The organism is Mycobacterium sp. E3305 (assembly GCF_001666785.1).
Lineage (GTDB): Bacteria > Actinomycetota > Actinomycetes > Mycobacteriales > Mycobacteriaceae > Mycobacterium.
In genome coordinates this window covers 54263-73660 of the sequence record NZ_LZJA01000200.1, presented here as the reverse complement: position 1 = coordinate 73660, position 19398 = coordinate 54263, and the positions used below count along the sequence as shown (strand labels likewise).

The window sequence follows — 19398 nt, the reverse complement described above, 5'->3', positions numbered from 1 at the left end:
GGTTTCTCCTTACGTGCCGTAAAGCGTTTTCTTCCAGATCGTCGACAGGGTGGCGATGGCGTCCTCATCGCTGATCTTGATGCCCAGGTTGGAGGGGCCGACGAAGACGGTGGTGAAGTTCTCGAACAGCAGGGCGATGGCCGCCGCGGTGTGTTGCGGGTCGAGCTCGGTTCCGTAGCCCTGGTCCTGGGCGCGGCGGACGGAGGCGGCGACGATGTCCATGCCGAAGCGGCGGAACTCGTTCTGGACGGTCGCGAAGCGCCGCTGGGTGGCGGCGAGCTGGGCCACGGCGATCATGATGCCGATGTTTTGTTTGAACATGTTCCAGTAGCCGGTGACCACCGCGGTGAAGAACGCGTCGTCGTCGGGCGATTCGGGAAGCTCGACGCTCAACCCCGACGGTGTGACGACGTCATGCAGGAACGACTCGGCCAGCGCGGCGAGCAGGTCCTCCTTGTCGGCGAAATACCGGTAGAACACCGCGGGCGAGCGGCCCGCCGCCGACGTGATGTCGGCCAGCGTGGTGCCGTGAAAGCCCCGTTCGGCGAACAGCTTCCGGGCGGCCTGCTCGATGGCCTGCCTGGTTTGGCGGCCCTTGGCGGTCAGCGCGTCCGGGGCGGGCATCAGGTCCGGATCCGGTCGCCGGCGCGCAGCAGGGCGCTCGGCAGGTCGTGGCCCACAGCCGATTTGGCGACTTCGGCGGCGGCGATGGCGGCCTGCAGGTCGACGTCCACGCCGATGCCGCTGTCGGACAGCAGGTACACCAGGTCCTCGGTGGCGATGTTGCCGGTGGCGCCGGGCGCGAACGGGCAGCCGCCCAGCCCGCCGACCGAGGCGTCCAGCCGGGTCACCCCGGAGCTGACCGCCGCGTACGCGCTGGCCAGCCCGGAGCCGCGGGTGTTGTGGAAATGCCCGCCAAGCGGCAGGTCGCCGATCACCGGACGCAGTTGCGCGATCAGCGAACTCACGCGCCCCGGCGTGGCGGTGCCGATGGTGTCGGCGATCGACAGGCGGTCGGCGCCCCGGTCGCGGGCGGCCGCGGCGATCTCGAGCACGCGCTCGGGCGGGGTGGGGCCCTCGAACGGTGAGTCCCACGCGGTGGCGATGACGACCTCGACGGTGACGCCGGCGCCGTGCGCGATCGCGACGATCTCGTCGATCGCCTCGGTGGCCTGCGCGCTGGTGCGGCCGACGTTGGCCTTGCTGAACGTGTCGTCGGCGGCCACCACGTACTCGATCGAGCGCAGGCCCGCGGCCACCGCCCGCTTGGCCCCGTTGGGACTGGCCACCAAGGCGGAGAACTCGATGTCGGGGTAGTCGTGCAGGTGGGCCGCGAGCTCGGCGGCGTCGGCCATCGACGGCACCTTCGTCGGCGAGACGAACGCCGTGACCTCCACCTCGCGGACCCCGGTGGCCGCGATCGCGGCCAGCAGTTCCAGCTTGGCCGACAACGGGATCGGCGCCTCGATCTGCAGACCGTCGCGCAGCGCCACCTCGCGGATGGCCACGTGCTGGTTCACAGCACCTCCTCGGCGCGCAGCTCCGCGAGCTCCTCGGCGGTCCTGCCCAGCAGCCCGACGTAGACGTCGTCGTTGTGCTGGCCCGGCCGCGCCGGTCCGGCGTTGCGCACGCGGCCCGGGGATTCGGAGAGCACCGGCACGATGCCCGGCCCGAGAACGTTGCGCCCGATCCGTTCATCGAAGTGCTCGACCAGCATGCCGCGGGCCCGCAGCTGCGGGTCGTTGACCACCTCCGCGACCGTGTTGATCGGACCGGCGATCACCCCCGCGGCACTGAGGGTTTCGATGATGTCAGCGGGCCGGCGTTCCGCGGCCCACGCGCCGATGATCTCGTCGAGCTCGTCCTGGTTGCGGCCGCGCGCGCCGTGGGTGGCGAACCGGTCGTCGATGGCCAGCTCCGGGCGGCCCATCGCCTTGCACAGCCGGGCGAAGACGGTGTCCTGGTTGGCGGCGATCACCACCCACGAGCCGTCGGCGCTGCGGTAGATGTTGGACGGCGCGATGCCGTCGAGCCGGGTGCCCGACGGCCCGCGCACCACGCCGGCGAGGTCGTAGTCGGGGATGGTGGATTCCTGTACGGCCAAACAGGATTCGGTCAACGCGACGTCGACCACCTGGCCGCGCCCGGTGATGCCGCGGCGGTACAGCGCGGCCACCGCGCCCTGGGCGCCGAACATGCCGGCCAGGGTGTCACCGAGCGAGAGCGCGAGCCGGGGCGGCGGGCCGCCGGGGAAACCGTTGAGGTGGCGCAGGCCGCTCGCCGCCTCGGCGACCGAGGCGTAGCCCGCCTTGTGCGCGTCGGGTCCCGTCTGCCCGTAGCCCGACACCCGGACCAGGATGATGCCCGGGTTGCGGGCGCTGAGCACGTCGTAACCCAGGTCCCATTTCTCCAGTGTGCCCGGGCGGAAGTTCTCCACGACGACGTCGGACTTCGCGACCAGGTCCAGGAACAGTTCGCGGCCGCGGGGCTTGCGCAGGTCGAGGGTGATGGCTCTCTTGTTGCGCGCGTGCACCGTCCAGAAGACGTGCTCCCCGTCGGCCTCGGCCTGGCCCCAGGTGCGCAGCGGGTCCGGGGCGCCGGGGGGTTCCACCTTGATGACGTCGGCGCCCATGTCGCCCAGCAACCGTCCGGCGAACGGGCCCGCGATCAGCGTGCCCAGCTCGAGCACCCGGACGCCGTCCAGCGGCCCGGTGGGCGTCACTGCGCCCCCGCGAAGTCGTGCCGGACCAGCCAGTCGGTGACGAGATCGACGGCCGCGCGCAGCTTGTCGCGCTGGTCGGGGCCCGCGTAATAGTGGGTGGCGCCGGGGATTTCGTGCATCTCCTTGTCCTGGTGCCCGATCGCGTTGAACAGCCGCCTGGTGTGGCTGGGCGTGCAGGCGTCGTCGGCCAGATTACCGATGACCAGCGCCGGGACCGCGATGTCGGGCCCGCAGGCCACCCCGTCGCCGCGGGCGTCGTCGTAACTCCATTGCGAGAGCCAGCCGCGCAGCGTGGAGAAGCGGGCCAATCCGACCGGGCTCATGTTCACCACCTGAGGATCCCCCAGGTAGCAGGTTCCCGGGACGCGTTCGTTGGGATCGACGGTCGGGTCCAGCCAGCGCGGGTCGGCCATGGTGCCATGCACGACGAAGCAGAACTCGTCTTGCTCGCGGCCGGCCGCCTTCAGCTCGGCGAGCTTGTCCTTGACCCACGCGGTGATGCGCCGGTTCCGCATCACCTGTGCGTTGCGGTACCGGGCCAGGAACTCCTGGCTGTAGGGCGGCTGGTTCGGGTTGTCCGGGTTGTACAGGTCCAGCTCGGGATCGCGCTTGGTCGGATCGGATTCGTCGAGGATCGACGCGTCCAGCCATTCGGTCAGCGTGCCATGCCGGCTGATGTGCGCGGCCAGCAGCATGATGCCGTCGGCGGCCGGCAGCTCCAGGGCGGTCAGGTCGGGGCCGTCGCCCGACGGGCTCGACGTGATGGTGGGGTGCTGGGCCTGCTGCTGGTAGAACATCGACAGCGAGCCACCGCCACTCCACCCGGCCAGCACCACCTTGGTGTAGCCCAGCCGCTTCTTCGCATCCTTGATGCACTCGCCGAGATCCTCGACCACCTTCTCCATCAGGAGCGCCGAGTCGGTGCCGCGGAACCGGCTGTTGCAGTAGATGACATGGTGGCCGGCCCGGGCCAGCGCGTTGATCATCGGCAGGTAGGCGCCGCCGCCGATCGGGTGCATGAACACCAGCACGGTGTCCGACGGCTTGTCTTTCGGCTTGAGCAGGTAGCTCTCCAGCACGGTGATCTCGGCCAGGCCGCCGTACACGTCGCGGACGCCGGAATCGTTCTGGAACGCAATGAGATAGGGGATTCGCTCGTATTCGTGGCGGGTCGTCATGGTCAGTGTTGTCCTAGGTCGTGCGCCAGCACCTCGGCCGACGGGGTCAGTCGCCGGCGGGTGTCGACGGCGATCACTTGCCAATCGACGCGGGAGTACTCGTCGAACTTGCGGCGCGCCCGTTCCCGCGCCTTCTCCGGTGCGCCGTGGTGAACGCCTTGCGGCGCATGGGAAATCAGGCCCGGCGGCATCGGGATGCCGTAGAGCGAGCCGCCGTGGAAGAAGGCGATCTCGTCGTAGTCGACGTTGCGGTGGTACCACGGCGTGCGCTCGGTGCCGGCCACGCCTTCGGCGGGCTTGGGCAGGAAGTTCATCACGTAGACGCCGGTGGCCTGCATGAAGAGGTGCACGGTCGGCGGCAGGTGCACGCTGTCGGAGGTGACGACGTTGTAGTCGTCGATGTTGAAGGTGAACGCGAAGTTGTCGCCGCGCCAACCTTCGACGTCGAGCGGATGGTGTTGGTAGAACAGGGTTGTCGGGCCGCCCTCGTGCATGAGCCGCACCTCGTATTCCTCGCGCCCGTCATCGTCGATGGGCGCCGGGTCGGGGATCGTGGCCTGCGACGGGTCGAACGGGAAGTGCCGGCCCAGCGGCCCGGGCGGCGGCACCCGGAACTCGTCGCTCGCCTCGACCATGAGCAGCGTCGTCTCCTCGTCGGGCACCTGGCGCCAGGTGCACGCCTTCGGCAGGTAGAGCCAGTCGCCCCCTCGGTAGCGCAGCGGCCCGAACTCGGTTTCGACCAGGCCGGCGCCCCGGTGTACGAAGCACAGCAGGTCGCCGTCGACATGGCGGACGAAGAACGGCATCGGTTCGTGGCGACGGCTCAACAGGATTCGGCAGTCGGCGTTGCTGAACATGAGCAGCGGACCGCCGTTGGCGTCGGTGGCGTCGGCGGGCTTGAGCTGTTCCGCGAGCACGTCGACGGGGCGCAGCGGACCGACCGACCGGTAGGCGGTGGGGTCGTGGCGGCGGTACAGGTTCGCGGTGCGGCCGGTGAATCCGCCCCGCCCCAGCTCGTCGTCCTTGAGCCCGTCGAGGTCGGCGTGCAGGCGTCGCGGCGTCTTGCCTTTTCGCATGTGGACGAAGGATTCCATGGCTGACCCCCGGGGGCTCGCTGGGACAAAACTGAAAGTGACATTACTTTTTGTTTCTGGCCGGCACAAGGGCCCGGCCCTCCGCGAGACATAATCCATTGCGACCCGACACGGCGTGTCTTCGCTGACGTTTATGTGTCGCCGATCGACCGGCACATCGCGTCAGTCGCGGACGCGCACCACGACCTTGCCCTTGGCGGTGCGGTTCTCCAGCGACGCGACCGCGGCGGCGGCCTCGTCCAGGGGGTAGACCTCGGGGGTGGGGGCGGCCAGCTCGCCCGAGCTGAGCAGCTTCTCGAGGCCGGCCCATTGCTCGGCGAGCGCGTTCGGATGCGTCGCCGTCCAGGCGCCCCAGCCCACGCCGACCACGTCAATGTTGTTGAGCAGCAACCGGTTCACCTTCACCGTCGGGATATCCCCGCCGGTGAAGCCGACGACGAGCAGCCGTCCGCCGGGGGCGAGCGAGCGCAACGAGTCGGTGAAGCGGTCGCCGCCGACCGGGTCGAGTATTACGTCGACGCCGCGACCGCCGGTGAGCTCCTTGACGGCGTCCTTGAACCCGTCGGCCAACACCACGTCGGTGGCCCCGGCGGCCGTCGCGACGTTCGCCTTCTCTTCCGTGCTGACCACCGCGATGGTGCGCGACGCCCCGAGCAGCGACGCCAGCCGCAGCGTCGACGTCCCGATGCCGCCGGCGGCGCCGTGCACCAGCACCGTCTCGCCCTGGGCCAGCCGGCCCCGCACCGTCAGCGCGAAGTACACCGTCAGGTCGTTGAACAGCAGGCCGGCGCCCGCCTCGAAGCTCACGTTGTCGGGAAGTTTGAACACCCGGTCGGGTTGCAGGATCGCGACTTCGGCCATGCCGCCGGACAGCATCGTCAGCCCGACGACCCGGTCCCCGGCCCGCACGTGCGCGCCGTCCGGCGCCGAGCGGACCACGCCGGCGATCTCGGCGCCCAGCACGAACGGCGGCTCGGGGCGGTACTGGTAGAGGCCCCGGGTGAGCAGCGCGTCGGGGAAGGCGGCACCGGCCGCGTGCACCTCGACGACGACACCGTCACCCGACGGTTCGTCGATCTCCGCCACCTCGATCGCGTCCGGACCGTCCAGCCGAGTCACCCGCGCAGCACGCATGGTCGGACAGCCTACTGCCGACTCAAAAACCGCCGGCGACCCGCACCACCGCCCGCCCGGTGAACTTGCCGGCACGCACCTGATCCAGCACATCGACGACGTCCTTGATGTCGACGTCGCTGGTGAGCAAGTCGAGGTGACGCGGCCGCAACGAATCACCCAGCAGCGCCCACAGTTTGCGGCGCCGGCCGATCGGCATCTGCACCGAATCCATGCCCAGCAGCGCCACGCCGCGCAGGATGAACGGCATCACCGTGGTGCGCAACGCCGGCCCGCCGGTCAGGCCACTACAGGCCACCGCCCCGCCGTAGTCGACGGCGCTGAGCACGTCCGCCAGCGTCGCGCCGCCGACGCAGTCCACCGCGGCCGCCCACCGCGCCTTGGCCAACGGCCGCGGTTTGGCGTCGGGATCCTCGGGCAGTCGGCCGATAACCTCCGCGGCGCCAAGCTCTTTCAGCAGCCCGGCGGCACCCTCTTTGCCGGTCGAGGCCACCACCCGGTAGCCCGCGGCGGCCAACAGGTCCACACTGACCGAGCCCACGCCGCCGGAGGCGCCCGTGACGACCACTGAGCCGGCGCCGGGTTCGATGCCCCAGTCGATCAGCGCTTGCACGCTCATGGCGGCGGTGAAGCCGGCTGTCCCGATCGCCGCGCCCTCGTGCGGGCTCAGCGCGCCGAGCGCGACGACCTGGTCGGCCGGCAGTCGCACGTATTCGGCGTAGCCGCCGTGGTGGCCGGTGCCGATCTGGTATCCGTGCGCCAGCACCTGCTCGCCGACGGTGAAGTCCGCCGAACCGGATTCGACGACCTCGCCGGTCAGGTCGATGCCGGGCACGACGGGGTAGCTGCGCACCACGCCGCCGCCCGGGGTCAGCGCCAGCGCGTCCTTGTAGTTGACGCTCGAATAGAGCACCCGGATCGTCACCTCACCGGGTGGGAGGTCGGAGCGGCTCAAAGTCTCGACCGAGGCGGTTATCCGGTCACCATCTTCGCGGGCGACGAGCGCTTGAAACGTGTCCATGCACCGACGCTAACCTCACCGTATGGATTCCTTTCCACTCGGTCGCTTTTCGGTCTCCCGGGTGGGCTTCGGCGCGATGCAGTTGCCGGGGCCCAACGTCTTCGGCCCGCCGCGGGACCGCGACGAGGCGCTCGCCGTGCTGCGCCGGGCCGTCGAACTCGGCGTCGACCACATCGACACCGCCCAGTTCTACGGTCCCGACGTCGCCAACGAGCTCATCCGCGAGGCGCTGCATCCCTATCCGGAGAACTTGGCGCTGGTGAGCAAGGTCGGCGGCCGGCGCGACGACAGCGGCGCCTGGTTACCGGTCGACGAGCCGGCCGACTTGCGCCGCGACATCGAGACCAACCTGCGCACGCTCGGCGTCGACCAATTGGCCGCGGTCAACCTGCGCGTGTTCGAAAGCGACGGGCCGGATCAGCTTTTCGACGACCAGCTGTCGGTGATGATCGAAGCCCGCGACGCGGGACTGATCGGGGGGATCGGGTTGAGCAACGTCAACCGCGATCACCTGCTGCGCGCCTTGGAGCGCACCGAAGTCGCCTGTGTGCAAAACGCATTCAACCTCGTCGACCGCGGATCGGCGCCCGTGCTCGAGGAGTGCACGACACGCGGCATCGCGTTCGTTCCGTTCTTCCCGCTGGGGGCCGCCTTCATCCGGCCCAACCCGGTGCTCACCCACCAAGTGGTCGTCGAGACCGCCGACCGGCTCGGGCACACGCCCGCGCAGGTCGCGCTGGCGTGGACGCTGGGCGTGGCGCCCAACGTGCTGCTGATCCCGGGCACCTCGTCGGTGCGCCACCTCGAGGAGAACCTCGACGTCGCCTCCATCGAGCTGGACGACGAGGTCCGCGAGCAGCTGGACGCGATCGGCGCCTAAGTTTCGCCGAACGTGCACTCAGGGCGAAGAAATCGCCGAATTTCCGCCATGGTTGCACGTTCGGCGCAGACCGGTCGCTATTTGAGCTCGGCCGACGACAGGCCCAGCAAGCGGCGGGCGACCACCAACTGCTGGATCTGCTGAGTGCCCTCGAAGATGTCGAGGATCTTGGAGTCGCGCGCCCACTTCTCCAGCATCGATTGCTCGGAATAGCCTGCGGTGCCGGCCAATTCGACAGTCTTGAGGGTGACGTCGCTGGCCATGCGGCCGGCCTTGGCCTTGCTCATCGACGCCTCTTTGGAGTTCGGGATCTTGTTGTCGGCCTGCCACGCCGCGCGCAGCGCGAGCAGGTAGGCGGCCTCCCAGTCGGCCTCCATCCGAAGGAACTCGGCCGCCGCGGCGCTCTGGGCGTGCGAGGGCTTGTCGTAGGAGATCTCCACGCCGGCCTCGGTCAGGATCTTGCGGATCTCCTCCAGGGCGGCGCGGCCGACCCCGATGGCCATGGCGGCCACGATGGGCCTGGTGTTGTCGAAGGTCTCCATCACGCCGGAAAAGCCCTTGCCCACTTCGATTTTCGGGTTGCCGAGCAGGTTCTCCTTCGGGATCCGGACGTTGTCGAATCGGATCGCCGCGGTGTCGGAGCCCTTGATGCCGAGTTTGCGTTCGAGCCGCTCGACGGTCACGCCCGGGTGCTCGCGCGGCACGATGAACGACTTGATGGCCGCGCGCCCCTGCGACTTGTCCAGCGTCGCCCACACCACGATGTGGGTGGCGCGCGAACCGGCTGTGACGTAGATCTTTTCGCCGTTGATCACGTACTCGTCGCCGTCCAGCTTGGCCGTGGTCGACACCGCCGCGGAGTCGGAGCCGAAGCCCGGCTCGGTGATGGCCATCGCCGCCCACACCTTGCCCAGGCGTTCCAACTGTTCCTCGGTGGCCACCGCGGAGATTGCCGCGTTGCCCAGGCCCTGGTAGGGGACCGACAACATCATCGCGACGTCGCCCCAGCAGGCCTCCAGGGTCTGCAGCAGGGCCGCCATGTTCGCGCCGTTGTGGTTTTGGTCCCTGTCCTTGTTCTCGTCGCCCAGGTTGTCGGCCCCGGCGAACTCGATGGATTCCGAGGCGCCCGCGAACAGGTTGTACAGGGTGTCGAGTTCGACCGGGTAGGCGTGTTCGGCCAGGTCGTACTTGCGGGCGATCGGCCGCATCAGTTCCGCGGCGCCCTGATGCGTCTTTACGGCCACCGCCTGCAGTTTGCGGGGCAGTTCGAGATTGATTGCCATGATTGGTCTTTCGGCTCGAGTTGAATGACGACTTAGATGACGACGACGCCCTCGGCCACGCCGATCGCCCGCAGGTCGCGGTACCAGCGCTCGACCGGGTGTTCCTTCGTGAAGCCGTGGCCGCCGAGCAGCTGCACGCCGTCCAGGCCGATCTGCATGCCCTTGTCGGCGCCCAACCGCTTGGCCAGTGCCGCCTCGCGGATGAAGGGCAGGCCCTGCTCGGCGCGGGCGGCGCCCCGCCAGGTGATCAGCCGCAGGCCGTCCAGCTCGATCGCGATGTTGGCGCACATGAACGCGACGGCCTGACGGTGGGCGATCGGCTCGCCGAACGCTTCGCGCTCCTTCACGTAGGGCACCACGTAGTCGAGGACCGCATGCGAGGTGCCGACCGCCAGCGCCGCCCAGCCCAGCCGGGACAGCGCGAGAGCCTCCGAGTAGTCGTCGTCGGTGGCTTCGTCCTCACCGAGGCGCGCATTCAGCGGCACCGAGACGCCCGAGAGCTCCACGTGACCCAGGGCCGCCGCGCGGATGCCCATGCTCGGATCCGCCTTGACGGTAAGGCCTTTCGTCGAGGACTCGACGATGAACAAGGCCGGCTTGCCGTCCAGCTGGGCGCCGACGATGAACAGCTCGGCGTCGGCCGCCGCCGGAACCAACGACTTCACGCCGTCGAGGCGGTAGCCGCTCGGTGTGCGCACCGCGGTGGTCTTCAGCTGGGTGGGGTCGAACAGCGGTTGCGGCTCGGCGATGGCGACGCAGGCCTGCGGAACGTTCTCGCCCGCGAACTCGTGCAGATACGTGGCCTGCTGGTCCGCGCTGCCCCAGTGCGTGAGCGCCGCGGCCACACCGCCCGGGGCCAGAATCGGGAGCGCGAGACCCATGTCGCCGTAGGCGAGCGCCTCGGCCACCAGCACGTTGGTCACGCTTGACCGGTGGGCGGCGATGCCGTCGAAGTCCTCGGGGATGTTGATCGCGGTGATGCCCAGCTCGGCGGCCTTGGCGATCAGGTCGGCCGGGTAGGTCGCCGCCTCGTCGGCGTCGGGCGCCGCGGGGCGCAACACCTCGTCGGCGAATTCGGTGAGCGTCTCGACGATCATCTGCTGTTCGTCGTCGGGCGTCAGGTCGAAGTAGTCCTTGCCGCTCGACTTGAGCCGGGTCGGCCCGCCGCGCAGATTCTGCACCCGCCTGAACTGCCGGGAGGCGGCCGCCGCGGTGGAGAAGACGGTCTTCGTGCCGTACTGCAGGCCCCGGTTGACCGGATCGCGCAGACGGTATTTGTCCAGGAATTCCTGGCCCATGAGCGGGGTGAGCAGCGCGATGGCGATGTCGACGCCCGTGCGCTTGTGGTGTTGCAGCCCTACCGCGCTCTGCTGGTCTTTCCGCTTGCGACCGGAGCGGGCGGACTTGGAAGTCTTTGTGGAACCGGAACCTGTGTCGGTCATGTCGGCAGCCTGTGGTTAGTCGGGGCAGTGCGAACAAGGCTATCTTACTCCGGAGTAAGATCACAGAGAACACTTGTTAACTAATTCACAGACCGCCGGCGTCGAGGGCGCGAAGCACGAGTTCGTGCAGCGGCCCGTTGGTCGCCACGGCGCTGCCGCGGTGCGGACCCGCGACGCCGTCGAGTCCGGTCATCGTTCCGCCCGCTTCGCGCACGAGGACGTCGAGGGCGGCGAGGTCCCACACCGACACCTCGGGTTCGGCGGCGATGTCGACGGCCCCCTCGGCCACCAGGCAATAGGACAGGAAGTCGCCGAAGGCGCGCACCCGCCAGACCGCGTCGGTGAGCCCGATGAAGCGGTCCCGCAGACCGCGCTCGGCCCAGCCGGACAGGCTGGAGAACGACAGGCTGGCCGAGTCGAGTTGCGCCACAGCGGAAACCGATAGCGGCCGCGGGGGCGCGCCGTCGACCGTGACGAACGCACCGAGGCCGCGAGCCGCCCACCACCGGCGTTGCAACGCCGGCGCGCTCACGACGCCGACCGTCGGCACACCGTCTTCGAGCAATGCGATCAAACTGGCCCACACCGGCACGCCGCGCACGAAGTTCTTGGTGCCGTCGATGGGATCGATGATCCACTGCCGCCCGGTGAAAACGGCGGTGCCACCGAACTCCTCGCCGAGAATGCTGTCCTGTGGCCGTTCGCTCCCCAGCGTCTCGCGGAGTTCGGTTTCCACCGAGCGGTCGGCGTCGGTAACCGGGGTCAGGTCGGGCTTGGTGTCGACACGCAGGTCCAGCGCGCCGAAGCGGGCGGAGGTCAGCGCGTCCGCGCGGTCGGCCAGCGCGAGCGCCAGCGTCAGATCGTCCCGGCTCATGACGCAGTCCTATCACGGCCCTACGATGGCGGGGTGTGGGAATTCGGAGTCCTGATCCTGCTGCTGGGCGTCTTGGCGGTCGCACTTGCTCAGCGGTTCCTCCCCCGCGGCCCACGTGGAGACCTCTTGAACGGCACGCTGCTGGTGACCGGGGTTAGCCCGCGGCCGGACGCGACCGGCGAGCAATTCGTCACCATCGCCGGGGTCATCAACGGGCCGACGGTCAGCGAGCACGCGGTGTATCAGCGCATGGCCGTCGACGTCGAGCAGTGGCCGACCATGGGCCAGTTGTTTCCGGTGGTGTATTCGCCGAAGAATCCGGACAACTGGAAGTTCGCGCCGTCCGAGCCGCCCCCGGTCTAGCGATCCGTCAGCCGGCCGCCGGCGGGCGGGCCATCACCGAGATGCGGACGCCATAACGCGGTACGACCAGCGCGGCCCGCGAGACTCTGCCCCCTGGAATTCCGGGTGCGCCGGGCATGTTGGATCCGGTTCGAGTTCTCTGCGCTCATCAGACGCCTGGCGGATAGGAACCGTTGAACCGCTTGATATCTGACGTGTTAGCTGTCAACGACGTCAAGCTGCCCACGCTGATGGTGCCAATGTCTTTGGGAGATAGGCGTTCCCGGTCCGGGTGGCCTGCGTGCACGCTGGCTGACGGGGGTGATCAGCCGTGGCTGATCCGCAGCAACTCGGCCAGGTTGGGCAGCTTGACGCGCGGGCGCCCGTGCGGCTCCCCGGCGGCGCGCTCATGACGGTCGATGACCTCCCAGTGCGCGGAGGTGACCAGTTTGGGCTGGCGTGAGGCCAGCCAGTCGGCCAGCTGGTCGGCGTGGTCGTCGGGGAAGTCCGGCAGACCGGATTCCTTCGCGCGGTCCAGATCGGCGATCAGCGTGTCGACCGTGTCCTGGGAGTCCTTCTTATTGGTGCCGATGACACCGGTCGGCCCGCGCTTGATCCATCCGGCGACGTATTCGTTGCGGCTGCCCTCCACCCGGCCCGCGGCGTTGGGGATGGTCGCGGTCTTCTCGTCGAACGGCAGACCGGGGGTGGGCATACCTCGGTACCCGACCGACCGCACCACCAGTTGAACCGGCAGCTCCTCGCGCTCGCCGGTGTCCTTGGCGGATACCCGGCCGCTGTCGTCGTTGACCAATTCGTTGCGCCCGAGCACGATGCTCTCCACCTTGCCGTCGCCCTTGATCTCGATCGGCGAAGTCATGAACCGGAACACGATCCGGCGATGGCCGGGCCGTGGCGCCCGCGTGGCGTAGTCGCGCAACGCCTTGATGTTCAGCTTCGTCGTCTTGTCCGCGGCGGCCTCGTCGTCGGCGGTGATGCCCTCGAGCTGCGCCGGATCGACGATCACGTCGACGCCTTCCAGATCGGCCAGCTCGCGCAACTCCAGCGTGGTGAACGCGGTCTGCAGCGGCCCGCGCCGCCCGATGATCACCACTTCCTCCACGCCACACGGCCGCAGCGACTCCAGGGCGTGGTCGGCGATGTCGGTGCGTGCGAGCACGTCGGGATCGGTCACCAGGATGCGGGCGACGTCGAGGGCGACGTTGCCGTTGCCGACGACCACGGCCCGGGCGCCCGACAGGTCGGGGCCGGGTTCTTGGAAGTGTGGGTGCGCGTTGTACCAGCCGACGAATTCCACCGCGGCCATGCTGCCGGGCAGGTCCTCGCCCGGAATCTTCAACGACCGGTCGGATTGCGCGCCGATGGCGTAGATCACCGCGTCGTAGCGTTCGGACAGTTCGTCGGGCTGCACGTGCTCGCCGACCACCACATTGCCGAAAAATCTGAAGCGGGGATCTTCGGCGGTCTTTTCGAACTGCCTGCTGATCGACTTGATCTTCGGGTGGTCGGGCGCGACGCCCGAGCGCACCAGCCCCCACGGGGTCGGCAGCATCTCCAGCATGTCGACGGCCACCTCGATGTCTTCGGCCGCGTCCGCCGCTTTGAGCAGGGAGGACGCGGCGAAGAACCCGGACGGTCCGGAGCCGACGATGGCAACGTGGTATGGACGCATACTCGACCTTCTATTCGTGCCCGGTTAGCGCGCGGGGGCTGGCGGCGCGCGGCGCGGGGTGCACATGACCGTGACTCGATGCTAAACGCATGACCGCTGGTCGTGGCCCGGGCACTCGCCGGGAGCCGGGGCGCTCGGAGCGTCCCGGTAACGTTGTCCGCTGTGGAACCCGACCGTCAAGCCGACATCGCCGCCCTTGACTCCACCCTGACCACGGTGGAGCGGGTGCTCGATGTGGACGGTCTGCGCAGCCGGATCGAGAAGCTCGAACACGAGGCGTCCGATCCCCAATTGTGGGATGACCAGGCCAACGCGCAGCGGGTGACCAGCCAGTTGTCCCACGCCCAGGGGGAACTGCGTCGCATCGAAGAGCTGAGGCAACGGCTCGATGATCTGCCGGTGCTCTACGAGCTGGCGGCCGAAGAAGCGGAGGGCGCCGCCAGCAAAACAGAAGCGCTCGCCGAGGCGGACGCCGAGCTGAAGGCGCTGAGGGCCGATATAGAAGCCACCGAGGTGCGCACGCTGCTCTCGGGGGAGTACGACGAGCGGGAGGCGCTGGTCACCATCCGGTCGGGCGCCGGCGGGGTGGACGCGGCCGACTGGGCCGAGATGCTGATGCGGATGTACATCCGGTGGGCCGAGCAGCACAAGTACCCCGTCGAGGTGTTCGACACGTCCTACGCCGAGGAGGCGGGCATCAAGAGCGCGACGTTCGCCGTGCACGCCCCGTTCGCCTACGGCACGTTGTCGGTCGAGCAGGGTACCCATCGATTGGTCAGGATCAGCCCCTTTGACAACCAGAATCGACGCCAGACGTCGTTCGCGGAGGTCGAGGTGCTTCCCGTGGTGGACACCACCGATCACATCGACATCCCGGAAGGCGATGTGCGCGTTGATGTTTACCGCTCCAGCGGGCCCGGCGGCCAATCCGTGAACACCACCGACTCGGCCGTTCGTTTAACCCACATCCCAACGGGTATCGTCGTGACTTGCCAGAACGAAAAATCGCAATTGCAGAACAAGGTCTCGGCGATGCGAGTGCTTCAGGCAAAGTTGTTGGAGCGCAAGCGTTCCGAAGAACGCGCAGAACTCGACGCGTTGAAAGGTGAAGGCGGCAGTTCGTGGGGCAATCAGATGCGCTCCTACGTTCTGCATCCCTATCAGATGGTCAAGGATCTGCGGACCGAGTACGAGGTCGGCAATCCGGCGGCCGTCCTGGACGGAGACATCGACGGGTTCCTGGAAGCGGGAATCCGGTGGCGCAACCGAAAAGATGACGACTAACACAACTCTTCTTGCCTCGACCGCCCTGACAAGGGCGCTGGGCTGGCACGAATTTTGGCGCGGCGACATCGGGCAGTGGATCATCACCCGCGGTCTGAGGATCGTGATGGTGCTGATCGTGGCGGTGCTGGCGGCCCGGTTCGTCAACTGGGTGGCGCAGCAGATCACCCGTCAGCTCAACCTGGGTTTCGCCGAAAGCGACGCGCTGGTGCGCTCGGAGGCGACCAAGCACCGCCAGGCGATGGCCTCGGTGATCTCCTGGGTGTCGGTGGTCCTGATCAGCATCTGGGTGATCATGCAGATCGCCGACGTGCTGCAGTTCTCCGTGGGGGGACTGGTCGCGCCGGCCACCGTGGTCGGCGCCGCCCTGGGTTTCGGGGCGCAGCAGCTGGTCAGGGACCTGTTGTCCGGCTTCTTCATCTTGGCGGAGCGCCAGTACGGCTTCGGGGACCTGGTCACCCTCACCGTCGTCTCCTCGACGGAGGCCAGCGGCACCGTCGAGAACGTGACGCTTCGGGTGACCCGCCTGCGCTCAGCGGACGGCGAGGTGTTGACCATCCCCAACGGACAGATCGTCAAGGTGGTCAACCTGTCCAAGGACTGGGCGCGCGCGGTGGTGGACATCCCGGTGTCCACCAGCGCCGACCTGAACCGGGTCAACGAGGTCTTGCACCAGGAATGCGACCGCGCGATGGAAAACCCGCTACTGGGCGAGTTGCTGTTGGACGCGCCCACCGTCATGGGTGTGGAGAGCATCGAAGTCGACACCGTCACCCTGCGTCTGGTGGCCCGCACGCTGCCCGGCAAGCAGTTCGAGGCCGGCCGACAGCTGCGTGTCCTGGTCATACGGGCGCTGGCCCGCGTCGGCATCATGACCGCGGCGGACGCGAAGGTCGGGCTGGTGGAAGACCCGTCCGTCCCGGTGGCCCAGGCGGCCGAGGAGCGAATCGACGACGACGTCCAAGGTGCGGTGCAGAAGCGTTGAAATTCACCCTGAGCATCTTCGAGAAGCGCAGCGAAGACTCGGACGCGGATCATCGCTGGCCGAAATACATGTTCGGCGGGCGGCTCCGCACCTCGACCCTCGTGCTGATCATCGCCTTCTTCGCCGCGTGGTGGGTCTACGACACCTACCGCCCGGAACCGGCGCCCAAGCCACCCGCGCAGCAGGTGGTGCCGCCCGGTTTCGTCCCCGACCCGAACTACACCTGGGTGCCGCGCAGTCGCGTGCAGCAGCCGCCGCCGACCGTCACCTACACGCCGACCCCGACGAGCACGCCGCCGCCGCCACCGCCGCCCGTGACGACGACCACCACCACGCCGCCACCGGCGCTGCCGCAGCTGCCGTGCCTGCTGCCGCCGCCCTTCTGCCCGCCCAGCACCAGCAGCCCCGCATCGCCGCCTCAGCTACCGCAGCCGGGGCCCGGCCCGGCGCCCAGTTCGCCACCGCCGGCCAGTTGACTTGGCTTGCCAGCGAAATTCACGGCTACACTGGCGTGCCGTGATGATCACCCTTGACCATGTCAGCAAGAAGTACAAAGCGTCGGCCCGTCCGGCGTTAGAGGACGTGAACGTCAAAATCGACAAGGGTGAGTTCGTCTTCCTGATCGGCCCGTCGGGTTCCGGTAAGTCGACGTTCATGCGGCTGCTGCTCGGCGAGGAGAACCCCACCTCCGGCGACATCCGGGTGTCGAAGTTCCACGTCAACAAGCTGCGCGGTCGTCACATTCCGAAGCTGCGCCAGGTGATCGGAACCGTGTTCCAGGACTTCCGCCTGCTGCAGCAGAAGACCGTCTACGAGAACGTCGCCTTCGCGCTGGAGGTGATCGGCCGGCGGGCCGACGCCATCAACCGGGTGGTGCCCGAGGTGCTCGAAACGGTCGGCCTGTCCGGCAAAGCGAACCGGCTGCCCCACGAGTTGTCCGGCGGCGAGCAGCAACGCGTGGCGATCGCGCGCGCGTACGTCAACCGGCCCCTGGTTCTGCTGGCCGACGAGCCGACTGGCAATCTCGACCCAGACACCAGTAAGGACATCATGGATTTGTTGGAGCGGATCAACCGCACGGGGACGACGGTGTTGATGGCGACGCACGACCACCACATCGTCGACTCGATGCGTCAGCGCGTCGTGGAGTTGTCTCTGGGGCGGCTGGTTCGCGACGAGCAGCGCGGCATCTATGGGATGGACCGCTAAGTGCGCTTTGGCTTCCTGTTCAACGAGGTCCTGACCGGGCTCCGTCGCAACGTCACGATGACGGCGGCGATGATCCTCACCACGGCCATCTCGATCGGCCTGTTCGGTGGCGGTCTGCTGGTGGTGCGGTTGGCCGACAACTCGCGGGAGATCTATCTCGACCGCGTGGAGACGCAGGTGTTCCTCACCGACGACATCTCCGCCAACGACGCGACATGCGGGTCCGGCCCGTGTAAAGCGCTGCGGGACAAGATCGATGCGCGCCAAGACGTCAAATCGGTGCGTTTCGTCAACCGGCAGGACGCCTACAACGACGCGATCAAGAAGTTCCCGGAGTTCAAGGACGTGGCGGGCAAGGAGTCGTTTCCCGCGTCGTTCATCGTCAAGCTGAACAACCCCGAACAGCACGCGGAGTTCGACGCCGCGATGCAGGGCCAGCCGGGCGTGCGCAGCATCCTCAACGAAAAAGATTTGATAGATAGGCTATTCGCCGTCCTGGACGGTTTGCGCGACGCCGCGTTCGCCGTCGCCCTGGTGCAGGCCATCGGGGCGATCCTGCTGATTGCCAACATGGTCCAGGTCGCCGCGCACACGCGGCGCACGGAGATCCAGATCATGCGGTTGGTCGGGGCCAGCCGCTGGTACACCCAGCTGCCGTTCCTGGTGGAGGCGATGCTGGCCGCGGCCATCGGTGTCGCCATCGCGATCGTCGGCCTGGTTCTGGTGCGAGCGTGGTTCCTGGACAACGCGCTGAGCCAGTTCTACCAAGCGCATTTGATCGCCAAGGTCGACTACGCCGACATCCTCTACATCTCGCCGTGGCTGTTCCTGCTCGGCGTGTCGATCGCCGGGCTGACCTCCTACGCGACGTTGCGCCTCTACATCCGGCGGTAGCTGTGGCGAAAGATCCCGGCCGGGCCAGGGCGGCGGGCGGCAAGCGTGGCAGCAAACAGATCATCGCCACCAATCGCAAAGCGCGGCACAACTATTCGATCCTCGAGGAGTTCGAGGCCGGAGTGTCTTTACAGGGCACCGAGGTGAAGAGTCTGCGCGAGGGACACGCGTCCCTGGCCGACGCGTTCGCAACCGTCGACGACGGCGAAGTGTGGTTGCGCAACTTGTACATTCCCGAGTATCAGCACGGTAGCTGGACCAACCATGAGCCACGTCGAAACCGAAAGTTGTTGTTACATAGGCAACAAATCGACCGTCTGGTCGGAAAGATACGAGATGGTAACCTCGCCCTCGTGCCGATGTCTCTGTATTTCTCCGAAGGAAAGGTCAAGGTCGAGCTCGCGTTAGCGCGCGGCAAGCGAGCGCACGACAAACGTCAGGACATGGCCCGCCGCGATGCCCAGCGCGAAGTGGTCCGTGAATTGGGTCGCCGAGCCAAGGGCATGAGCTGATCGGGGCCGCTTACGCGCAGCTGTCGGCCGTTACTTACGGCGTCAGCGATTTCGTGGGCGGTGTAGCCGCTCGCCGGGTCGCCGCGCTGCGCGTGATGCTGGTGGTCTATCCGATCGAGACGTTCTTGCTGGGCGCGCTGGCCCTGGCGGTGGGCGGGCCGATCTCGTGGGGCGCCGTTTTCTGGGGTTGCCTCTACGGCGTCGGAATGGCGGTCGGCATGTGGGCCTTCTTTGCCGCGCTGGGCGCCGGGCCGATCTCTGTCGTCTCGCCGCTGGCGGCGGTGCTGAACGCGGCCGTCCCGGTCGCGGTCGGAGTGGCGCTGGGGGAGCGGCCGGGGCCAGGCGCTTCGGTGGGCTTCGTGCTGGCGTTGGTCGCGGTCATGCTGGTGAGCCGGGAAGCGACCGCACAGGGCGTCACCCCGTATCGATTCACCCCGAAGGTGGCGTGGCTCACGCTGCTGGCCGGTTCGGCGATGGGACTGAACCTGGTCTTTCTGCACCAGGCGCCCCACGCGTGCAAACTGTGGCCGCTGGTCTTCGCCCGGCTCGCGGCCACCGTGGTGATCTTCGTGATGGCCGCGGCCAGTGACAACCTGCGGGCGCCGCGCGGGAAGCCGTTGAAGCTGGCGTTGGCCGTGGCCGTGCTGGACATCTGCGCCAACGTGACCATGCTGCTGGCGTTGCACACCTGGTTGCTCTCGCTGGCCAGCATCCTGATCTCCCTCTACCCGGCGGCCACGGTCGTGCTGGCGATGGTCGTGCTGCGCGAGCGGCTCACGCGGTGGCAGGGGTTCGGCATGGTGATGGCCATGGGCTCCGTGGCCATGATCGCCGCCAGCTGACGGCGCTGC

Annotated in this window: 20 protein-coding genes and 1 pseudogene; 9 read left to right on the top strand and 12 right to left on the bottom strand. The window is 68.1% G+C overall.

Annotated features, from left to right (window positions below; genetic code table 11):
* Nucleotides 1–9 precede the first annotated feature (9 nt).
* From A5701_RS18810 to A5701_RS18780, 7 genes are all read right to left on the bottom strand, one after another.
* Nucleotides 10–624 carry a TetR/AcrR family transcriptional regulator gene (locus tag A5701_RS18810; RefSeq protein WP_067784553.1) on the bottom strand — a complete coding sequence of 205 codons (615 nt, stop codon included), beginning with the start codon at nucleotides 622–624 and terminating at the stop codon, nucleotides 10–12.
* A complete protein-coding gene (locus A5701_RS18805) occupies nucleotides 624–1520 on the bottom strand; it encodes a hydroxymethylglutaryl-CoA lyase (protein ID WP_067757044.1) in 897 nt (298 codons plus the stop codon). The genes A5701_RS18810 and A5701_RS18805 overlap by 1 nt, the downstream gene beginning before the upstream one ends.
* Nucleotides 1517–2722: a CaiB/BaiF CoA-transferase family protein gene (locus tag A5701_RS18800; RefSeq protein ID WP_067757041.1), complete on the bottom strand. Its 1206-nt coding sequence runs from the start codon at nucleotides 2720–2722 to the stop codon at nucleotides 1517–1519. Before A5701_RS18800 ends, A5701_RS18805 begins: the two co-directional genes overlap by 4 nt.
* Entirely contained in the window at nucleotides 2719–3900 is a 1182-nt protein-coding gene (locus A5701_RS18795) for a S9 family peptidase (RefSeq protein ID WP_067757038.1), read from the bottom strand. The genes A5701_RS18800 and A5701_RS18795 overlap by 4 nt, the downstream gene beginning before the upstream one ends.
* Before the next feature lie 2 nt (nucleotides 3901–3902).
* Nucleotides 3903–4994, bottom strand: coding sequence for a homogentisate 1,2-dioxygenase (locus A5701_RS18790; protein ID WP_067757035.1), 1092 nt, complete (start codon nucleotides 4992–4994; stop codon nucleotides 3903–3905).
* A gap of 162 nt (nucleotides 4995–5156) precedes the next feature.
* Nucleotides 5157–6128, bottom strand: a complete 972-nt coding sequence (locus A5701_RS18785; protein ID WP_067757032.1) for an NADPH:quinone oxidoreductase family protein — start codon at nucleotides 6126–6128, stop codon at nucleotides 5157–5159.
* A 22-nt stretch (nucleotides 6129–6150) separates the two neighbouring features.
* Nucleotides 6151–7149, bottom strand: a complete 999-nt coding sequence (locus A5701_RS18780) for an acryloyl-CoA reductase (protein ID WP_067757029.1) — start codon at nucleotides 7147–7149, stop codon at nucleotides 6151–6153.
* Between the two features lie 22 nt (nucleotides 7150–7171).
* Between A5701_RS18780 and A5701_RS18775 the strand changes: the two genes are divergently transcribed.
* On the top strand, nucleotides 7172–8029 hold the full coding sequence (locus A5701_RS18775; RefSeq protein WP_067757026.1) for an oxidoreductase: 858 nt from the start codon (nucleotides 7172–7174) through the stop codon (nucleotides 8027–8029).
* 77 nt (nucleotides 8030–8106) lie between these two features.
* Here the strand turns inward: A5701_RS18775 and A5701_RS18770 are convergent, their stop codons facing one another.
* The 3 genes from A5701_RS18770 to hisN all read right to left on the bottom strand — a co-directional run bounded on the left by A5701_RS18770 (nucleotide 8107) and on the right by hisN (nucleotide 11628).
* Complete coding sequence (locus A5701_RS18770; protein ID WP_067757023.1) at nucleotides 8107–9312, bottom strand: acyl-CoA dehydrogenase family protein; 1206 nt, start codon at nucleotides 9310–9312, stop codon at nucleotides 8107–8109.
* A 32-nt stretch (nucleotides 9313–9344) separates the two neighbouring features.
* Nucleotides 9345–10754: an acyl-CoA dehydrogenase family protein gene (locus A5701_RS18765; protein ID WP_067757020.1), complete on the bottom strand. Its 1410-nt coding sequence runs from the start codon at nucleotides 10752–10754 to the stop codon at nucleotides 9345–9347.
* 85 nt (nucleotides 10755–10839) lie between these two features.
* Nucleotides 10840–11628, bottom strand: coding sequence for a histidinol-phosphatase (gene hisN / locus A5701_RS18760; RefSeq protein ID WP_067757017.1), 789 nt, complete (start codon nucleotides 11626–11628; stop codon nucleotides 10840–10842).
* A 33-nt stretch (nucleotides 11629–11661) separates the two neighbouring features.
* On the opposite strand from hisN, the gene A5701_RS18755 reads away from it, so the two are divergent.
* Complete coding sequence (locus A5701_RS18755) at nucleotides 11662–11991, top strand: hypothetical protein (RefSeq protein ID WP_067757014.1); 330 nt, start codon at nucleotides 11662–11664, stop codon at nucleotides 11989–11991.
* 7 nt (nucleotides 11992–11998) lie between these two features.
* Here A5701_RS18755 and A5701_RS28305 read toward each other — a convergent pair.
* Together A5701_RS28305 and A5701_RS18750 are read right to left on the bottom strand one after the other, a co-directional pair.
* A pseudogene (locus A5701_RS28305) lies at nucleotides 11999–12136 on the bottom strand (PPE family protein); the annotation flags it as partial.
* A gap of 159 nt (nucleotides 12137–12295) precedes the next feature.
* Nucleotides 12296–13663 (bottom strand): FAD-dependent oxidoreductase, encoded by a 1368-nt coding sequence (locus A5701_RS18750; protein WP_067757011.1) that lies wholly within the window; start codon nucleotides 13661–13663, stop codon nucleotides 12296–12298.
* Nucleotides 13664–13825: 162 nt separating this feature from the next.
* Here A5701_RS18750 and prfB point away from each other — a divergent pair, with 162 nt between their 5' ends.
* The 7 genes from prfB (at nucleotide 13826) to A5701_RS18715 (ending at nucleotide 19389) form a co-directional block, all read left to right on the top strand.
* Complete coding sequence (prfB, locus tag A5701_RS18745; RefSeq protein WP_067757008.1) at nucleotides 13826–14947, top strand: peptide chain release factor 2; 1122 nt, start codon at nucleotides 13826–13828, stop codon at nucleotides 14945–14947.
* Nucleotides 14937–15932: a mechanosensitive ion channel family protein gene (locus A5701_RS18740; RefSeq protein WP_067757005.1), complete on the top strand. Its 996-nt coding sequence runs from the start codon at nucleotides 14937–14939 to the stop codon at nucleotides 15930–15932. The genes prfB and A5701_RS18740 overlap by 11 nt, the downstream gene beginning before the upstream one ends.
* The gene (locus A5701_RS18735; protein WP_067757002.1) at nucleotides 15929–16408 is read left to right on the top strand and encodes a hypothetical protein; all 480 of its coding nucleotides are present in this window, start codon (nucleotides 15929–15931) and stop codon (nucleotides 16406–16408) included. Before A5701_RS18740 ends, A5701_RS18735 begins: the two co-directional genes overlap by 4 nt.
* Nucleotides 16409–16451: 43 nt before the next feature.
* Nucleotides 16452–17141, top strand: coding sequence for a cell division ATP-binding protein FtsE (gene ftsE / locus A5701_RS18730; protein ID WP_067756999.1), 690 nt, complete (start codon nucleotides 16452–16454; stop codon nucleotides 17139–17141).
* Entirely contained in the window at nucleotides 17142–18035 is an 894-nt protein-coding gene (gene ftsX, locus A5701_RS18725) for a permease-like cell division protein FtsX (protein ID WP_067756996.1), read from the top strand.
* Between the two features lie 2 nt (nucleotides 18036–18037).
* Nucleotides 18038–18547, top strand: coding sequence for an SsrA-binding protein SmpB (smpB, locus tag A5701_RS18720; protein WP_067756993.1), 510 nt, complete (start codon nucleotides 18038–18040; stop codon nucleotides 18545–18547).
* A gap of 92 nt (nucleotides 18548–18639) precedes the next feature.
* Nucleotides 18640–19389 (top strand): EamA family transporter, encoded by a 750-nt coding sequence (locus A5701_RS18715; protein ID WP_197499075.1) that lies wholly within the window; start codon nucleotides 18640–18642, stop codon nucleotides 19387–19389.
* The last annotated feature ends 9 nt before the right edge of the window (nucleotides 19390–19398 follow it).

What these genes read in the sequence shown, in the direction of transcription:
- A5701_RS18780 (WP_067757029.1), bottom strand. Translation starts at nt 7,149, where the DNA reads ATGGACACGTTTCAAGCGCTCGTCGCCCGCGAAGATGGTGACCGGATA.
- A5701_RS18770 (WP_067757023.1), bottom strand. Translation starts at nt 9,312, where the DNA reads ATGGCAATCAATCTCGAACTGCCCCGCAAACTGCAGGCGGTGGCCGTA.
- A5701_RS18765 (WP_067757020.1), bottom strand. Translation starts at nt 10,754, where the DNA reads ATGACCGACACAGGTTCCGGTTCCACAAAGACTTCCAAGTCCGCCCGC.
- A5701_RS18750 (WP_067757011.1), bottom strand. Translation starts at nt 13,663, where the DNA reads ATGCGTCCATACCACGTTGCCATCGTCGGCTCCGGACCGTCCGGGTTC.
- ftsE (WP_067756999.1), top strand. Translation starts at nt 16,452, where the DNA reads ATGATCACCCTTGACCATGTCAGCAAGAAGTACAAAGCGTCGGCCCGT.
- A5701_RS18810 (WP_067784553.1), bottom strand. Translation starts at nt 624, where the DNA reads ATGCCCGCCCCGGACGCGCTGACCGCCAAGGGCCGCCAAACCAGGCAG.
- A5701_RS18785 (WP_067757032.1), bottom strand. Translation starts at nt 6,128, where the DNA reads ATGCGTGCTGCGCGGGTGACTCGGCTGGACGGTCCGGACGCGATCGAG.
- A5701_RS18775 (WP_067757026.1), top strand. Translation starts at nt 7,172, where the DNA reads ATGGATTCCTTTCCACTCGGTCGCTTTTCGGTCTCCCGGGTGGGCTTC.
- hisN (WP_067757017.1), bottom strand. Translation starts at nt 11,628, where the DNA reads ATGAGCCGGGACGATCTGACGCTGGCGCTCGCGCTGGCCGACCGCGCG.
- A5701_RS18740 (WP_067757005.1), top strand. Translation starts at nt 14,937, where the DNA reads ATGACGACTAACACAACTCTTCTTGCCTCGACCGCCCTGACAAGGGCG.
- A5701_RS18790 (WP_067757035.1), bottom strand. Translation starts at nt 4,994, where the DNA reads ATGGAATCCTTCGTCCACATGCGAAAAGGCAAGACGCCGCGACGCCTG.
- A5701_RS18795 (WP_067757038.1), bottom strand. Translation starts at nt 3,900, where the DNA reads ATGACGACCCGCCACGAATACGAGCGAATCCCCTATCTCATTGCGTTC.